The organism is Nocardioides bigeumensis (genome assembly GCF_039531755.1).
Classification (GTDB): Bacteria; Actinomycetota; Actinomycetes; order Propionibacteriales; family Nocardioidaceae; genus Nocardioides; species Nocardioides bigeumensis.
In genome coordinates this window covers 918645-934125 of record NZ_BAAAQQ010000002.1, presented here as the reverse complement: position 1 = coordinate 934125, position 15481 = coordinate 918645, and the positions used below count along the sequence as shown (strand labels likewise).

The 15481-nt window shown below is 72.1% G+C and carries 14 protein-coding genes; 6 read left to right on the top strand and 8 right to left on the bottom strand.

What is annotated here, in order from left to right; translation table 11 throughout:
- Positions 1–3: 3 nt before the first annotated feature.
- The 5 genes from ABD295_RS05690 to ABD295_RS05670 form a co-directional block, all read right to left on the bottom strand.
- Positions 4–1230, bottom strand: a complete 1227-nt coding sequence (locus tag ABD295_RS05690) for a lyase family protein (RefSeq protein ID WP_344302673.1) — start codon at positions 1228–1230, stop codon at positions 4–6.
- A 153-nt stretch (positions 1231–1383) separates the two neighbouring features.
- The gene (locus tag ABD295_RS05685; RefSeq protein WP_344302672.1) at positions 1384–2523 is read right to left on the bottom strand and encodes a matrixin family metalloprotease; all 1140 of its coding nucleotides are present in this window, start codon (positions 2521–2523) and stop codon (positions 1384–1386) included.
- A gap of 65 nt (positions 2524–2588) precedes the next feature.
- Positions 2589–3158: a LysR substrate-binding domain-containing protein gene (locus tag ABD295_RS05680; RefSeq protein WP_344302671.1), complete on the bottom strand. Its 570-nt coding sequence runs from the start codon at positions 3156–3158 to the stop codon at positions 2589–2591.
- Positions 3159–3160: 2 nt separating this feature from the next.
- Positions 3161–4606 (bottom strand): GuaB1 family IMP dehydrogenase-related protein, encoded by a 1446-nt coding sequence (locus ABD295_RS05675; RefSeq protein WP_344302670.1) that lies wholly within the window; start codon positions 4604–4606, stop codon positions 3161–3163.
- A 134-nt stretch (positions 4607–4740) separates the two neighbouring features.
- On the bottom strand, positions 4741–6219 hold the full coding sequence (locus ABD295_RS05670) for a S8 family peptidase (RefSeq protein WP_344302669.1): 1479 nt from the start codon (positions 6217–6219) through the stop codon (positions 4741–4743).
- Positions 6220–6318: 99 nt separating this feature from the next.
- Here ABD295_RS05670 and galK point away from each other — a divergent pair, with 99 nt between their 5' ends.
- Complete coding sequence (gene galK / locus ABD295_RS05665; protein WP_344302668.1) at positions 6319–7497, top strand: galactokinase; 1179 nt, start codon at positions 6319–6321, stop codon at positions 7495–7497.
- A 12-nt stretch (positions 7498–7509) separates the two neighbouring features.
- Here the strand turns inward: galK and ABD295_RS05660 are convergent, their stop codons facing one another.
- On the bottom strand, positions 7510–8844 hold the full coding sequence (locus ABD295_RS05660; protein ID WP_344302667.1) for a DUF2252 domain-containing protein: 1335 nt from the start codon (positions 8842–8844) through the stop codon (positions 7510–7512).
- A gap of 116 nt (positions 8845–8960) precedes the next feature.
- Here ABD295_RS05660 and ABD295_RS05655 point away from each other — a divergent pair, with 116 nt between their 5' ends.
- Positions 8961–9245: a YiaA/YiaB family inner membrane protein gene (locus ABD295_RS05655; protein WP_344302666.1), complete on the top strand. Its 285-nt coding sequence runs from the start codon at positions 8961–8963 to the stop codon at positions 9243–9245.
- A 49-nt stretch (positions 9246–9294) separates the two neighbouring features.
- Entirely contained in the window at positions 9295–10749 is a 1455-nt protein-coding gene (locus ABD295_RS05650) for an LLM class flavin-dependent oxidoreductase (RefSeq protein WP_344302665.1), read from the top strand.
- A gap of 12 nt (positions 10750–10761) precedes the next feature.
- Here the strand turns inward: ABD295_RS05650 and ABD295_RS05645 are convergent, their stop codons facing one another.
- Together ABD295_RS05645 and ABD295_RS05640 are read right to left on the bottom strand one after the other, a co-directional pair.
- On the bottom strand, positions 10762–11979 hold the full coding sequence (locus ABD295_RS05645) for an acyl-CoA dehydrogenase family protein (protein ID WP_344302664.1): 1218 nt from the start codon (positions 11977–11979) through the stop codon (positions 10762–10764).
- Entirely contained in the window at positions 11979–13340 is a 1362-nt protein-coding gene (locus ABD295_RS05640) for an acyl-CoA dehydrogenase family protein (RefSeq protein ID WP_344302663.1), read from the bottom strand. The genes ABD295_RS05645 and ABD295_RS05640 overlap by 1 nt, the downstream gene beginning before the upstream one ends.
- 83 nt (positions 13341–13423) lie before the next feature.
- On the opposite strand from ABD295_RS05640, the gene def reads away from it, so the two are divergent.
- The 3 genes from def (at position 13424) to ABD295_RS05625 (ending at position 15470) form a co-directional block, all read left to right on the top strand.
- A complete protein-coding gene (def, locus tag ABD295_RS05635) occupies positions 13424–14029 on the top strand; it encodes a peptide deformylase (RefSeq protein ID WP_344302662.1) in 606 nt (201 codons plus the stop codon).
- A gap of 10 nt (positions 14030–14039) precedes the next feature.
- The gene (locus ABD295_RS05630; RefSeq protein WP_344302661.1) at positions 14040–14834 is read left to right on the top strand and encodes a TrmH family RNA methyltransferase; all 795 of its coding nucleotides are present in this window, start codon (positions 14040–14042) and stop codon (positions 14832–14834) included.
- A gap of 132 nt (positions 14835–14966) precedes the next feature.
- Positions 14967–15470, top strand: coding sequence for a GNAT family N-acetyltransferase (locus tag ABD295_RS05625; protein WP_344302660.1), 504 nt, complete (start codon positions 14967–14969; stop codon positions 15468–15470).
- Positions 15471–15481: the final 11 nt, after the last annotated feature.

The window sequence follows — 15481 nt, the reverse complement described above, 5'->3', positions numbered from 1 at the left end:
CTCTCAGCTCGGCTCCGGGGGCGTCTCCTTGGGCGTCTCTCCCAGCGTGCTGCGGGCCCGGCCCAGCACCGAGTCGACCAGCTCGGTGGCGATGCCGAGATACGCGTACGCCGGCGTCCGGCCCACGAGCTCGGCCATCGACCACTGCTCGGCGCCGACGTCCTCCCGGGCGGCGTGCAGCGTCGTCGCCATCCGCCCCGGGTCGACCTGGAGGTCGGCGACCAGGTCGAAGGTGTGGGAGCCCGCCACCAGGGTGCGCCGGGCCAGGTCGCGCAGCGCGGACCACTCCGCGTGCCAGGCGCCGTCCGCGCGCTCGTCGACCTGCTGGGCAGCAGCGAGGTGCAAGGTGGCGCCCAGCATCGGGGTCGTCATGGCCGCGCGCCGGACCAGGACGGACAGCACCGGGTTGTGCTGCTGCGGCAGTGTCGAAGAACCCCCGCCGGTGCCCTCGCTCAGCTCACCGATCTCGGGGCGGCTCAGCGTCAGCACGTCCTCCGCGATCCGGCCCCACGCGTCGGTGCAGCGCACCAGCGCGTCCCCCAGCCGCGTGACCGCGGTGCGCCGCGTGTGCCACGGAGCGGCCGGGGCCAGCCCGAGCCGCTGAGCCATGTCGACGACGAGGTCCTGGGGCCGGCCTCCGAGCTCGACGACCGCGGCGTGGGTGCCGGCCGCACCGCCGATCTGCACCGGGAACGTGAGCGCCGCGAGGCCGTCGTACGCGTCGAGCACCCCGGCCAGCCACTGGGCGGCCTTCAGGCCGAAGGTCGTCGGCACCGCGTGCTGCGTCAGCGTGCGCGCGACCATGGGCGTGCCCCGATGGGTGCTCGCCAGCACCGCAAGCCGTTCGGCCTGCCCGCGGATGTCGATCCTCAGCTCGGTGACCGCGTCCTGGGCCATCAGCATCAGCGCGGTGTCCACGACGTCCTGGCTGGCCAGGCCGCGGTGGAGCCACGCCGCGGCGGTGGGCTGGTCGTCCTCGAGCACGCTGCGCAGCAGCGAGACCAGCGCGACGGCCGGGTTGCCCCCGGCCTCGTTCTCCTCGGCGAGCCACTCCTCGTGGTAGGGCTGCACCAGGTCCGCAAGGTCGACCCTGGCGTCGGCGGGAGCGATCTCGGCAGCCACGAGCGAGTCGAGCCACGCGGCCTCGACCGCCGTCATCGCCTCGCGCAGGGTCGACGCCGTGAAGTGGTCGCCGGCGCGGTGCTCGCCAGGCCAGTAGGGATCGGTCACAGGCTCATCAAACCGGTCCGCGCGACGTCGTGGTCGCAAACCGGCCGAGTCGGCCGGTCAGCTGCCTCGTGGGACACAGCGGAGCCCCGGAGGTGCAACACCTCCGGGGCCCCGTCTGCTCGGCTTCAGCGGGTGATCAGCCTGCTGTGGACGTCAGTGGCGCTCGCCCAGCACGTAGGGGACGTCGACCGGCGTGAACTCCGGCCCGGCGCCCGGCAGCACGCGTGCGTTACGCCCACCCGACAGGCAGCCGCCGTTGAGGCCCATCTTGCTCAGGCCCTGGATGTCGCCCTTGCCGAACAGCGCCGGACGGGCGTCGCTGACGTAGGCGTCCATGATCTGCGTCGTGTCGGTCGTGTGGCCCAGGCCAGCGGCGTGCGCCAGCTCGTGCATGTGCACCGCACCCAGACCGGCACCGTTGACGAAGCCGCGGTCGGTGTAGAGCGGCTGGTCGCTGGCGTCCATGAGCAGACCGGTCTTGACGGCCTTGAAGGTCCTGCGCTTGGCGACCCACTTGGCGTTGGTGATGCCGCCGCGGGCGAGGACGCCGCCGGCCAGGTTGGACGCGTCGGTGTCGGGCGAGGACCAGGCGACCGCCAGGTTGGCCTTCTTGTCCTGCTCCTTGCCCGGCGTGGTGCGGAACGGGATGGCGTTGGTGGTGCCGGAGTACTTGTAGCGCAGGCCGGAGGCGAGCTCGATACGGAAGATGGCCTCGTTGAGGACCGCCACGCCGTCAGCCGGGAGCATGTTCGGGTTCACGGCGTACTTGATGGTCTGGCACGGGTTGTAACGGATCTTCTCGTCGGCGATCCGGGTCCACGAGCTGCGCACGCCGAGCGGCTCGTAGCCCTCGTCGATGCTGATGGAGACCTTCTTGATCTTGCCCTGGAAGGCGCGCGTCGGCGGCGCGACGACGCGCATCTTCTTCTTGCCGTACCACTTGGTCGGCGCCTTGAGCTCGTACTTGCCCTTCTTGTTCGACTTGTCCTTGTCGACGTTGCGCCAGCCATAGGCGTTCTTGAGCTGGAGGATGACCCTGCGCTTGGGGCCGTTCACCTTGCCCGCGATCGTCACGGCGGTGAGCACCGGGACCTCGGTGGCGGAGGGCTTGACCTTCAGCTTGGTCTTGCGTCGGCCGAGGGCCAGCGCGGAGGCGGCCTCGGCGCCACTGGCGGTGTTGAACGTCTGGCCGGCGGCCACGGGGGCGGCTTGGGCGGGGGCGATGTTGAGGACCGTGGCGGACAGCGCGATGGCCGCGCCCGTCGCCACCAGAGAAACTCGTGTGCTCGTCATGGGTCTGATCATGCACACGTGGTCGTCGTCCTAAACCCACCGCCCCCCGATCCCAAAGTAGGGGGTCAGCGCGAGCTGCGCGTGGTGCGGCCGCGAACGACGCCCACGAAATCCTGGGTCTCGTCGTCGTCCCGGCTGATCAGCCAGGCGAGCGCGACCTCGGTGCCGGGCAGGTCCGAGACCCGCACGTGCCGCACGTCCTTGCGGTGGTGGAGCCGGGCGAGCGAGAGCGGCAGCACCACGACCCCGCCGCCGGACGCCGCCACCTCGACCGCCTCCTTGACCGACATCGCAGGGAAGGCGAGCTGCCCCGCCACCGGCACCAGCCCCTGCGGCGGACCCAGCACGAACTGCTCGTCAGCCAGGTCGGCGGCCGACACCTCGTCGTACACGCTGGCCACGTGGTCGCGAGCGACCACCACGACCGGATCCTCGCTGTAGAGCACCACCACGTGCAGGTCGCGCCTGTCGACCGGGAGCCGGAGCAGGGCCATGTCGAGCGCGCCGCTGCGCAGCGCGGCCTCCGCCTCCTCGGCGGCGACGGGGACGAGCTCGAAGGACGCGCGCGGGTGGCGCTCCCGCCACGTGCGGGCCCAGCGGTCCGGCATCACACCGGGAACGAAACCGAGGCGCACGGCTACCAGCTCGACGAGAGGGGCCGGCCCTCGTGGAAGCCCGCGGCACTCTGGACACCGATCACCGCGCGCTCGTGGAGCTCGGCCAGGGTGGTCGCGCCGGCGTACGTGCAGGCCGAGCGCACCCCGGAGCAGATCTGGTCGAGGAGGTCCTCGACACCGGGCCGCTCCGGGTCGAGGTACATCCGGGACGAGGAGATGCCCTCCTCGTAGAGACCCTTGCGGGCGCGGTCGAAGGCCGACTCGCCGGCGGTGCGGCTGGCCACCGCGCGCGCGGAGGCCATGCCGAAGGAGCGCTTGAAGGCGCGGCCGTCGGCGTCGTGGAGCAGGTCGCCGGGCGACTCGTGGGTGCCGGCGAACCACGAGCCGATCATCACCGACGACGCGCCGGCCGCGAGCGCCAGCGCAACATCGCGCGGGTGGCGTACGCCGCCGTCGGCCCATACGTGCTTGCCGAGCTCGCGCGCCGCCTCGGCGCAGTCGAGGACGGCCGAGAACTGCGGGCGCCCGACGCCCGTCATCATCCGGGTGGTGCACATGGCGCCCGGTCCCACCCCGACCTTGACGATGTCGGCGCCGGCCTGGACCAGCGCCTCGGTGCCATCCCGCGAGACCACGTTGCCAGCGACGACCGGCACACCCGGGTCGAGGGCGCGCACGGCCCGCAGTGCGTCGAGCATCCGGTCCTGGTGGCCGTGCGCGGTGTCGATCACCAGGCAGTCGACTCCGGCGTCCACGAGCGCGGCCGCCTTGGCCGCGACGTCGCCGTTGACCCCGATGGCCGCCGCGATCCGGAGCCCGCCGGCCGCGTCGACGGCGGGCCGGTAGAGCGTGGCCCTGAGGGCGCCGATGCGGGTCAGCACCCCGACCAGCCGACCCTCGGCATCCACCGCGACGGCCAGAGCGGCGTGCGCGGTGGCGTCGAGCCGGTCGAAGGCCTCCCGCGGGGAGGTGTCCGCGGCGACGGTGACCAGGGGCGGGGTCATCACGTCACGCACCTGGGCGAAACGGTCGACGTCGGCGCAGTCCTGCTCGGCCACGACCCCCACCGGACTGCCGCCCTCGGTGACCACGGCGGCACGGTGCGCCCGCTTGGGGATGAGCGACAGCGCCTCTGCGACGGTCTGGGTGGGCGCGAGCTCGATCGGCGTGTCATGCACCACGTGCCGGGCCTTCACGAACGACACGACCTCGCGGACGACGTCGATCGGGATGTCCTGCGGGATGACCGTCAGTCCCCCACGTCGGGCGACCGTCTCGGCCATCCTCTTGCCTGCGATGGCGGTCATGTTGGCCACCACCACCGGGATCGTGGCGCCGGTGTCGTCAGGGGTGGCCAGGTCGACGTCGTACCTGCTGCCCACCGCCGAGTGGGCGGGCACCATGAAGACGTCGTCGTAGGTCAGGTCGTGCCCCAGACTGTCGGCCGGCTGGTGGAGTAGTCGCACGACCGTCGAATCTACCCGTGCCGGGGCGCCGCCCTGACCCGGATCACCGCAGACCGGTGCCCGGGGCAAGGCGTCCCCATGGGGGTCGGTGCCGCCCGCGGAACCCCACGGACCACGGGCGGCTGCTCAGGGGGCTAGTTCAGGGCGTTGGCCGCGGCGACGACGTTGACGAGCCCGGTGCCCTTGTCGTACGACGTGGTGACGCCACCGGGACCCGAGACGTAGGGCGCTCCGAATGAGTACTTGTACGCCGTCGTCTTGATCGCGGCCTCGACCTGCGCGGCCGTCGCGTCGGGCGAGTCCTGGAACAGCTGGGCGACGATGCCGGCGATGTGCGGCGCGGCCATCGACGTCCCGCTGATCGTGTTGTAGTCGCCGCCGTCGACGGGGTCGAGCCCGGTCGAGCAGATGAGCAGGTAGATCCGGCAGGACGAGGTGATCGTGTCACCGGGCGCCGAGATGTCGGGGTAGGTCGACAGGTCCGCAGCGGCTCCGCGCGAGGAGAACTCACTGACCTCGCCGTCGCGGGTGCCGGTCTCGAGGTCGTTGTAAGACGCCACGGAGATCACTCCGCCGGTCGGGTCCATGCCGGGCGGGTTGGAGAGGCTCTCCGACCCGTCGCCGCCGTCGTTGCCGTTGGCCCAGACGGTGACGACGTCCTCGGCCGCCAGCGCACGCTGCAGCTTCACCGTCGCGGAGTTGGGGTCGAACGCGCCGCCGCCCGAGGGGCCGTAGGAGTTGTTGGTGACCTTGATCGGCGGGCACTCGGCGGCGGGGACGGCCGCGCCGCAGGGAGCCGCGTGGTTCTCCAGCACCCAGTTGAGGGCGGTGTCCGCCCCGACGATGAACAGCGCCGCCCCGGTCGAGAGCGACACGATCTTGGCGCCCGGTGCGGCGCCGTGGAGGACGCGACCGTCGGACAGGGTGGTCTGCCGGCCGGCGACGATGCCGGTCACGTGGGTGCCGTGACCGCCCACCGAGAGCGTGTCGGTGTCCACGGAGTTCGGCAGGTTGACGACCTGGCAGAGCGACTCGGTGAGGTCGCAGAGCACCTTGTTGTTGCTGACCACGGCCGAGCCGCCGCCGGGCTCCTGGAGGAACGGGTGGGTCGGGTCGACCCCGGAGTCGATGACGCCGACGGAGACGCCCTTGCCGGTCAGGGCTGTGCCGTCGGCCCCGGTCAGCGTGGCGATCGCCTCGTCGCCGCGGGTGGACTTGTGCGAGGTGTACTGCGACATCTCGATAGGGGTGTTGCCCTCGAGGTAGATGACGCCGGGAACCGCCCGGGCCGCGGTGATCTGGGCCTTGGTGCCGCGCGCGACGACGACGCCGATCTTGTCGAAGCTGGTGACGGTCGACATCCCCGTCGTGGTCACCGCGCTGCGGGCGGCGGCCAGGCTGCTGCCGTGGACCAGGACCGTCTCCTTCTGGCCCGACACCAAGGTGGTCAGGCGCGTGGCCAGGTAGTCCTGGACCGGCGCGAGCACAGCCAGCCGGACGGCCGGCGCGGGTGCGCTCTCGGCTGACGGGCCGGGCACGACGGCCATCGCGAAGGCAGCGGAGAAGGCCGCGACGGACGCGACGAGACGTGGGCGTTTGGACGAAATCCTCATGGTCCGAGCTCCTCGTGGGGTTGGGCTACTCAATGGCCCCAACGACGCCGACGCATCGAGGTCACGCGGTCCGCGTGCACGCCCCCTAGGCTGCGACCCATGCCCACGTCATCTGGCGAGGTCCACCCTGGAGACCCCGCCGCGCTCGTCGCGTCCACGCGTGAGGCGTACGCCGCTGAGTTCGGACGTGAAGCCGAGGTCGTCGGTCACGCGCCGGGTCGGGTCAACCTGATCGGCGAGCACACCGACTACAACGGCGGGCTTTGCCTCCCGGTGGCGCTCCCCCACCGCACGTACGCAGCCGCCGGTGCCCGTGACGACGGCATCGTCCGCGTCGCGAGCCGCCAGCGCGAGGACCGGTGGGAGGGCGCCCTCGACGACGTCGCCCCTGGATCGGTCGACGGGTGGGCGGCGTACGCCGTGGGCGTCCTGTGGGCGCTGCGCGAGGCCGGCCACGACGTCACGGGTGCGGACCTCCTCGTCGACAGCACCGTTCCCGTCGGCGCCGGGCTGTCCAGCTCGGCCGCGATCGAGTGTGCGGTGGCGATGGCGGTCACGGGACTCGCCGGCGAAGCCGTCGACGAGGACCTGCTGCGCGCCCTGGTGCCGGTGTGCATCCGTGCCGAGACCGAGATCGCCGGAGCACCGACAGGTGGGCTCGACCAGACCGTCTCGCTGCTGGCCAGGCCGGGTGCCGCGCTGTTGATCGACTTCACCTCAGGGTCGAGCCGCCAGGTCCCGCTCGGGTCGGACGCTCCCGAGGTCTTGGTGATGGACACCGGTGTCGCCCACGAGCTCACCGACGGCGGGTACGGCGCCCGTCGGGCCGACTGCGAGGCGGCCGCCAAGATCCTGGGTGTGCCGTCCCTGCGCGCCGCCGGGCTGGCCGACCTCGACCGGCTCGACGACAAGCGGCTCGTCCGCCGGGTGCGGCACGTGGTCACCGAGATCCACCGGGTGCACGACACCATCGGCGCGATCGAGGAGGACGACTGGCACGAGGTCGGGCGGCTCTTCGTCGAGTCGCACCGGTCGTTGCGCGACGACTACGAGGTCTCGTGCCCCGAGCTCGACCTCGCGGTGTCGACCGCGGTTGACCACGGCGCCCTCGGTGCCCGGATGACGGGCGGCGGGTTCGGCGGCTCGGCGATCGCGCTGGTCGAGCCGGGCAACCGTGAGCGGGTCGCCGCCGCGGTGGCCGAGGCGTTCACGGCCGCCGGCTACCGACCGCCGACGACCCTGATCGCCGTCGCCTCCGGGCCGGCCGCTCGGGACTAGCCGCGCCCTGTCTCAGGTCGCCGCGACGCCGACCTTGCCCTGACGGAAGGCCTCGACGAACAGCGCGTGGTCCTCGCGCACCTGGCCCGCGTAGGTGAGACCGAAGTCGGTGAGCCAGGAGACGAACTCGCGCCGGCGGCCCTGCACGCTCGCGGCGATGGCCTCCTCCACCTGGAAGTCGACCAGGTCCTGCTCGCTGTCCTCGTCGGAGGCGCAGTGGATCTTCGCGGTCGCCCGGCCGAGCAGGTCGACCACCTGCGCGATCTCGACGGGCTCGTGCAGCTCGCTCCAGTCGAGGTCGATCTCGTAGGGCGAGATCTCGGAGACGACGTACCCGACACCCTTCATCTGCGTGTACCCGAGCAGTGGGTCCGTGTGTGCCTGGAGCGCGTGCTGGCTGACGACCGTGCGATGGCCTTCGTGCTCGAAGTACGCGTCGACCGTCTCGGAGTCGACGAAGCGGCTGACGGCCGGGATGTTGGCCTGCTTCATCGAGAGCACGACGTCGTTGTCGAGTGCCTGGCTGAACCCCTCGACCAGCAGGTTGTACGCCGGCAGCCCGGCGCTGCCGATACCGAACCCGGACTTCCCCACGACGTCGCGGAGCTCGTAGAAGAGGTCGCGGTCGAACCGCTTGTCCTCCGGAATGGTCTCGAGGTACCCGTCGAACGCCGCAACCACGGCGGCCCGCTCCTTGCGGTCGAGCCGGCGCATCGTGTCGTCGGGGGCGAACATCCGCACGCCGTCATCGACGACGGTCAGCTCGTCGAGCAGGTCGGCGCGACGCTGGCTCCGGGCGACCTTCAGGGCCAGGTGGATGGGGCCTTCGGTGTTGTCGAGGTAGAGCGCGAAGTCGCCGGCGTCGTCCTCGGTCTTGCGATAGCTGTCGACCTGCGCGAGGTAGGCCCGGGCGTAGCGGCCGATCAGCCGGCGTACCTCCTCCTCCGGGAGCGCCTTCTGCCAGCCCATCAGGGCGAGCGACGCCGCGAAGCGCTGCACGTCCCAGGTGAACCTGCCGAGGTAGGCCTCGTCGAAGTCGTTGATGTCGAAGACCAGCCGGCCGGCGGCGTTGAGGTAGGTGCCGAAGTTCTCGACGTGCAGGTCGCCGTGGATCCAGATCCGGGCACTGTCGCCCTTGCCGTGGTCGCCGGCGTAGGGGTCGTCGTCGGGAGTGACGTCGGCGTAGAACAGGCAGGCACTGCCCCTGTAGAACGCGTGCGGGTCGCCGGCCATCTTGCGAAACTTGCCGCGGAACGCGCGCGGGTCGGCCCGCATCAGCGGAGCGAACGCCTCCTGGAGGCAGTCGATGATCAGCTTGCTGCGCGCGCCGCCCGAGGTCTTCGCCATGCGGCCCACTATGCCTGGCGTCACTCGCGAGGCGGGAGCCAACGGGTACCGGTACTCACTGCGGACAGGTACGCCGACGGGTCCGGGTGGGTACACCGGCGAAGGATGGTTCTGGCATGACGCAGCCCACCACACCCAAGAACACCAACGCCTTCTTCCTGCAGTCGGGCCTCGCCTTCGCGATCGCCCTCTTCTCGATGCTCTTCGCCATCTACTACATGCCCACCACTCCGTGGGTCCGGGCCTTCCTCTCGCTCGGGACGATCTTCCTCGTCACCTCGTCCTTTTCGCTCGCCAAGTGCATCCGCGACGCGCAGGAGGAGAGCCAGGTGCTCGCCCGCCTGGAGCGGATGCGCCTCGAGCAGCGCCTCGCCGAGCACGATCCCTTCAAGGCCGCCTGAGCCCGTCACACCTCCAGCACGCCCTGCCGGGTCTGGGAGACTCCGCTACGTGCGGCTCCCGGACCCGGCTCTCGTCGTCCTGGTAGGCGCCTCCGGCTCCGGCAAGTCCCACTGGGCGGCCTCGCGCTTCCGTCCCCAGGAGGTCGTCTCCTCGGACGCGCTGCGTGGCGTGGTCGGCAGCGGCGAGCACGACCTCGACGCGTCGGCCGACGCCTTCGGCGTGCTCGAGACCGTCGTCGCCGCCCGGCTCGGGCGCAGCCTGACCACGGTCGTCGACACCCTCGGGCTCGACGCCGCCCGCCGGGTCGGCTGGCTGGCCGCCGCGAGGGCAGCGGGTCTCCCCGCCGTCGCGGTGCTCTTCACGACCCCGGCCGAGGAGTGCCGCCGGCGCAACGCGGCACGCGACCGTCCCGTGCCCGCGCCGGTCCTCGCCGGCCAGCTCAAGCGGCTGCCCGCCGTGCGCGACGAGATGGCCGCGGAGGGCTGGGACACGGTGGTCGAGCTCGACGAAGCCGCTCCGACGACCGAGGAGGCGGCGCATCCTCCTCCAGACCCCTCCGCCCCGGATGATCGTCGTTCGTCGACCGGCGTCGAGGTGGTCCTGCAGGTCTCCCGCTTCCCCTGGGGCGAGGATCCCCTCGCGTGGCTGCGCTCGATGGCGCTCGCCGCCGACGATGCCGGATTCGCAGGACTCGCCGTCATGGACCACCTCATCCAGATCCCGCAGGTCGGCCGCGCCTGGGATCCGATCCCGGAACCGTGGGTGACCCTGGGTGCGATCGCCGGCCTCGGCACCGGCCTCCGGCTGGGCACGCTGTGCACACCTGTGACCTTCCGGGCGCCCGGCATCACGGCGAAGGCGGCCGCCACGCTGTCGGCGCTGACCGGTGGGCGGGTCTTCGTCGGCGTCGGTGCCGGCTGGTTCGAGCGGGAGCACGCGGCGCACGGCCTGGAGTTCCCTCGCGCCCGCGAACGGCTCGACGCCCTCGAGCGCGGGATCGTCACCATGAGGGCGCTCTGGGCGCCGGGCACCAAGGCCGACGCCGCAGCCGGGCTGCCGGAGACGACGTCCTACCCGCGGCCGTCGGCGCCGATCGAGATCGTCGTCGGCGGCTCGGGCGAGCGTCGCACGCTGCGCATCGCCGCGCGTCTCGGCGACGCCTGCAACCTCCCGGCTCGCGACGTCGACGTCCTGGACCACAAGATCTCGGTGCTCCACCGGCACTGCGCCGAGGTCGGCCGGGACCCCGCCGAGGTGGCCATCACGGTGCTCGACCTGCCCGTCGTCGGGCGGGACCGCGACGACACCTGGGCACGGGTGGAGCGGCACCGCGGACGTACGTCGGCAGCGGCGTACGCCGCCCGCACCCACGCAGGCACCGTGGCTGAGCACCGCGACCGCCACGCCGACCTGGCCGGGCGCGGAGTCTCGACCGTCTTCCTGTCCACGCCGGACCTGGACCGGCCCGAGGACGTGCTCGACCTGGCCGGCCTGAACGTCTGAGAAGCCTGCCGTTTACTTCAGCTCGGCGCTGGACAGCCCGAGCAGCCGCCGGGCGACGATCAGCTGCTGGATCTGCTGGGTCCCCTCGAAGATGTCGAGGATCTTGGAGTCGCGCGCCCACTTCTCGAGGAGCTCGACCTCGCTGTAGCCCACCGACGAGCACAGCTCCACGCACGACAGGGTGACGTCGGAGCCGACCCTGCCCGCCTTGCCCTTGGCCATCGAGGCCTCCAGCGAGTTGGGGCGGCGGTTGTCGGCCAGCCAGGCCGCCTGCATCATCAGCAGCCGCGCGGACTCGAGGTCGGCCTCGAGCTGGAGCAGCTTGGCGGCCGCGGCCGACTGGTTCTGGGCGGGTCGGTCGTAGTCGACGCTGACGCCCGCTTCGGCCAACAGGTCGCGGGTGAGGTCGAGCGCGGCCGTGGCGCAGCCCACCGCCATCGCGGCCACGAGAGGCCGCGTGTTGTCGAAGGTCGCCATCGCACCGGCGAAGCCCTGCTTGACGTCGACCTCGGGCGAGCCGAGGAGGTTCTCCTTCGGGACCCGGCAGCCGTCGAAGCGGAGCGTCGCGGTGTCGGAGGCCCGGATGCCGAGCTTGCGCTCGAGCCGTTCGACCGTCATCCCCGGCGTGCCCTTGGGCACCACGAACGACTTGATCGCCGCCCGGCCGAGCGAGGCGTCGAGGGTGGCCCACACGACGACGGCGTCGCAACGCTCACCGGCGGTGACGTAGATCTTCTCGCCGTCGATGACGTAGTCGTCGCCGTCCAGCCGTGCGGTCGTCCTGATGCCCGCCGAGTCGGAGCCGACGCCGGGCTCCGTGATGGCCATGGCCGCCCAGACTCCCGCGAAGCGGGCCGCCTGCGCCTCGTCGGCGACCGAGGCGATCGCGGAGTTGCCGAGGCCCTGCCGAGGCATCGAGAGCAGCAGCCCGGTGTCGCCCCAGCACATCTCGGCGATGGACAGCACCGACGCCAGGTTGGTGCCGTTGCGAACGCCGTCGCCGCCAGGGGGGTCGTCGTCACGTCGGACGCCGGCTGCCCCCGCGCCCTCGGTCCGTCCCGACTCGGCGAGGCCGTCGATCATCGCGGCGAGCATGTCGAGCTCGACGGGGTAGGCGTGCTCGGCGCGGTCGTACTTTCGCGAGATCGGCCGCAGCATGTTCATCGCGACCTGGTGGGCCTGGTCGACCAGGGTCCGGTGCTTCTTGGGTGTCTCCAGGTTGATCGGCATCAGACCAGCACCCCGCCTTCCATCACGCCGATGGCCCGCAGGTCGCGGTACCAGCGTTCGACCGGATGCTCCTTGACGAAGCCGTGACCGCCGAGCAGCTGCACACCGTCCAGCCCGATCCGCATCCCCCGGCTGGCGCACTGCTGGCGGGCGAGCCCGACGTCGCGCGAGACGTCCTCCCCACGGGCGGCGCGAGATGCTGCCCGATAGGTGAGCAGCCGCATCGCCTGCAGCTCGATCGCCATGTCGGCGACCATGAAGGCCACCGACTGTCGGTGCGCGATCGGCTCGCCGAAGGCCTGCCGTTCCTTGACGTACGGCGTCACGTAGTCGAGCACCGCCTGGGCAGTGCCGACGGCCAGCGCGCACCAGGCCAGCCGCGAGAGCCGCACGCACTCGGCGTACGTCGTCCCGTCGGTCGCGCCGAGGACCGCATCGGTCGGGACCCGCACCCCGGTGAGGGTCACCCGCGACAGCGACGCCGCGCGGACCCCCATGGCGGGCTCCTCAGTGACGTCGAGCCCCGGCAGCCCGCTCGGCACCACGACCAGCACCGGCGACCCGTCCAGCTCGGCGCCGACCACGAAGAGCTCGGCGTCGACCCCTCGGGGGACCAGTGACTTGGCGCCGTCGAGCACCAGCTCGTCGCCCTCGCGGTGAGCGGTGGTCGTCGGCGCGAGCACGTCGAAGAGCACGCTCGGCTCGGTGAGCGCGAGCGCGGCAGCCGGGACGTCGTCGCCGGTGAAGTGCGGCAGGTAGGTCTGTTGCTGCTCCTCGGTCCCCCACAGCGCCAGGGCGGTGGCGACCGAGCCGGGCGCGAGCGTCGCGACCGCCAACCCGAGATCGCCGTGGGCGAGCGCCTCGGCGACCAGCGTCCCGGCCATCGCCGAGCGCTCCTCGGCCACCCCGCCGAGCGACTCCGGGACGCCCAGCACGGGCAGCCCGATCTCCAGCGATGCCTTCAGGACGGCGTCCGGAGCCGCGGCGTCGTCGTCGGCCTCGGTGGCGGCGGGCCGAAGCACGTCGGCGGCGAGCTCACGGGCCACCTCGAGCAGCAGTTGCTCGTCGTCGGTGGGCGTGAGGTCGAAGGTCCCGGAGCTCGGTGCCGACGCCGGCCGTACGCCCGGCGCGGAGCTGCTCCCCCGGCGCTGGAACGACCTGCTGGCACGCGATGCCGCGACCATCGTGCCGAAGCCACGCCGCGTGGCCTCCCGCACCACCCGCTCCGCAGGCTTGCGCAGACCGGTGCGGTCAAGGACGTCGCTGCGCGCCAGGCGGTTGAGTCCGGCGACCAGCACGCCGATCGCATCGCGCCGCTCGCTCGATGCCAGGCCGTTCCGGGAGGGACCGTCGAGGTGCATGCCAGCAACTGTAACTCCGAGTTACACCTCGGTCACCAGGCACCGCGCGTGACGCTCGTCATGACCCACCTAGGATGACCGCCGTGTCCGCCAGGCCCGATGGAGAAGACCCCCACGCCCCGCACGGCCAGCTGCCCGAGGGCGGCACCGTCCGGTCGATCACGCGCTGGGGCGCCGACGTGATGCACCACCGCAACGCGGCGGTGACGGCGTACGACGACGAGCTGCGCTCCCTGGCCGCCGACATGGTTGCCACGATGTACGCCGCCGACGGGGTCGGCCTCGCGGCCTGCCAGATCGGCGTGGATCGCGCGGTCTTCGTGTTCGACTGCCCCGACGACGCGGGGCGCAGGACCGTCGGCGTGGTCTGCAACCCCGTGGTCACCCTCCCCGAGGGCAAGGACCGCAAGCTCGACGAGAGCGAGGAGGGCTGCCTGTCCTACCCCGGGGCCTTCGTCGAGTGCGCGCGGCCGGACTTCGCCACCGTCACTGGCACCGGCCTTGACGGCGAACCCGTCGAGTTCAGCGGCGACGGCCTCCTGGCCCGCTGCCTGCAGCACGAGACCGACCACACGCTCGGCACGGTGTTCGGGGACCGGCTCCCGACCAAGGCCCGCAAGAAGCTCGCGAAGGCGCACGACAAGTCGGCCGACGAGTACCCCACCGGCTGGCCCGCCGAGGGCCCGTGAGGGCCGCTCGTTGAGGATCACCACCCGCAACGCCCGGTTCCAGCAATGGTTGGCGCTGCTGGACAACCGCACCAAGCGACACCGCCTCGGCGAGTTCCTGGTGCAGGGGGTGCGGCCGATCTCCGCGGCTGTCGAACGCGGCTGGACGGTCCGGGCGCTGCTCGGTGACGACCGGCCCCGGCGCTCGGAGTGGGCGGCCGGGCTCTGGACGTCGGACGACGGCCCGCTGGCCCGCGCCCGGCGCGTCGAGCTGTCAGCCGACCTGCTCGCCGAGCTGGGCGAGCGCGACGATCCGCCCGAGCTCGTGGCCGTCGTCGAGCAACCTCCTGACGACCTGGTCAGGCTGGACGGGGCCGGGCTCGTCGTGGTCCTGGACCGACCCACCAACCCGGGCAACGTCGGCACGGTCGCCCGCTCGGCCGACGCGTTCGGAGCGGACGCCCTGGTCGTGACGGGCCACGCCGCTGACCCCTACGACCCACGGTCCGTGCGCGCCTCCACCGGGTCGCTCTTCACCCTGGCCGTCGTCCGCGCGCCCTCGCACCGCGAGGTCCTCGGGTGGGCCAGGCCGTCGCACCGGATCCTCGGGCTCGACGAGTCGGGGTCGGTCGACGTGCGCGAGGCAGATCTTCGCGGGCCGGTGGTGCTCGTGGTCGGCCAGGAGACCACCGGCCTCAGCTCCGGGTGGCGCGATGCCTGCGACGATCTCGTGTCCATCCGGATGCGCGGCTCGGCCAGCTCGCTCAACATGGCCACGGCCGCCTCGATCGTGCTGCACGAGGCCTCGCGTCAGCGCTCTTGGTGAACCGCTCGGGCGCAGCGGCACTATGAGGTGTGGCCACTGGTGGCCCTCGCGATAATCCCCGTGCTCTCGGTGGTCGAGCTGCGCGAGGATCTGGTCGCCCTCTTCTGACCAACCGAGCGGAGACCACCCGACGTGACCGTCACCATCGCCCAGCTCCCCCTGCCGGCGCTGCGCGCCCTCGCGGACGGCGACGTCGCCGCGGCCCGCCTCGCCACCGACGTCCCGCTCTCCGACTGGTTGGGCACGGACGACGACTGCGTCAGCACCTGGCAGCGGCGCGCAGTCCAGGTGGCCGAGGACCCCGAGGAGGCAGCCTGGGTGACCGGGGTCGTCCTGGCCGACGGCGTACCCGTGGGGCAGGCAGGCTTCCACGAGAAGCCGACGGAGGAGCGCACGCTCGAGGTGGGCTACAAGATCGACCCGGACCACCGCGGCCGTGGCCTGGCGAAGGCGACCCTCGCGTTCCTGCTCGACCGGGCCCGGGCGACACCCGAGGTGGACCGCGTGGTGGCCTCCGTGGGCCCGTGGAACACGGTGTCGCTGCACCTGGTCACCAGCGCCGGCTTCGTGCAGGTGGGCGAGCAGATCGACGAGGAGGACGGACTGGAGCACGTCTTCGAGCTCAACGTGTCCTAGGGCCGCTGCCG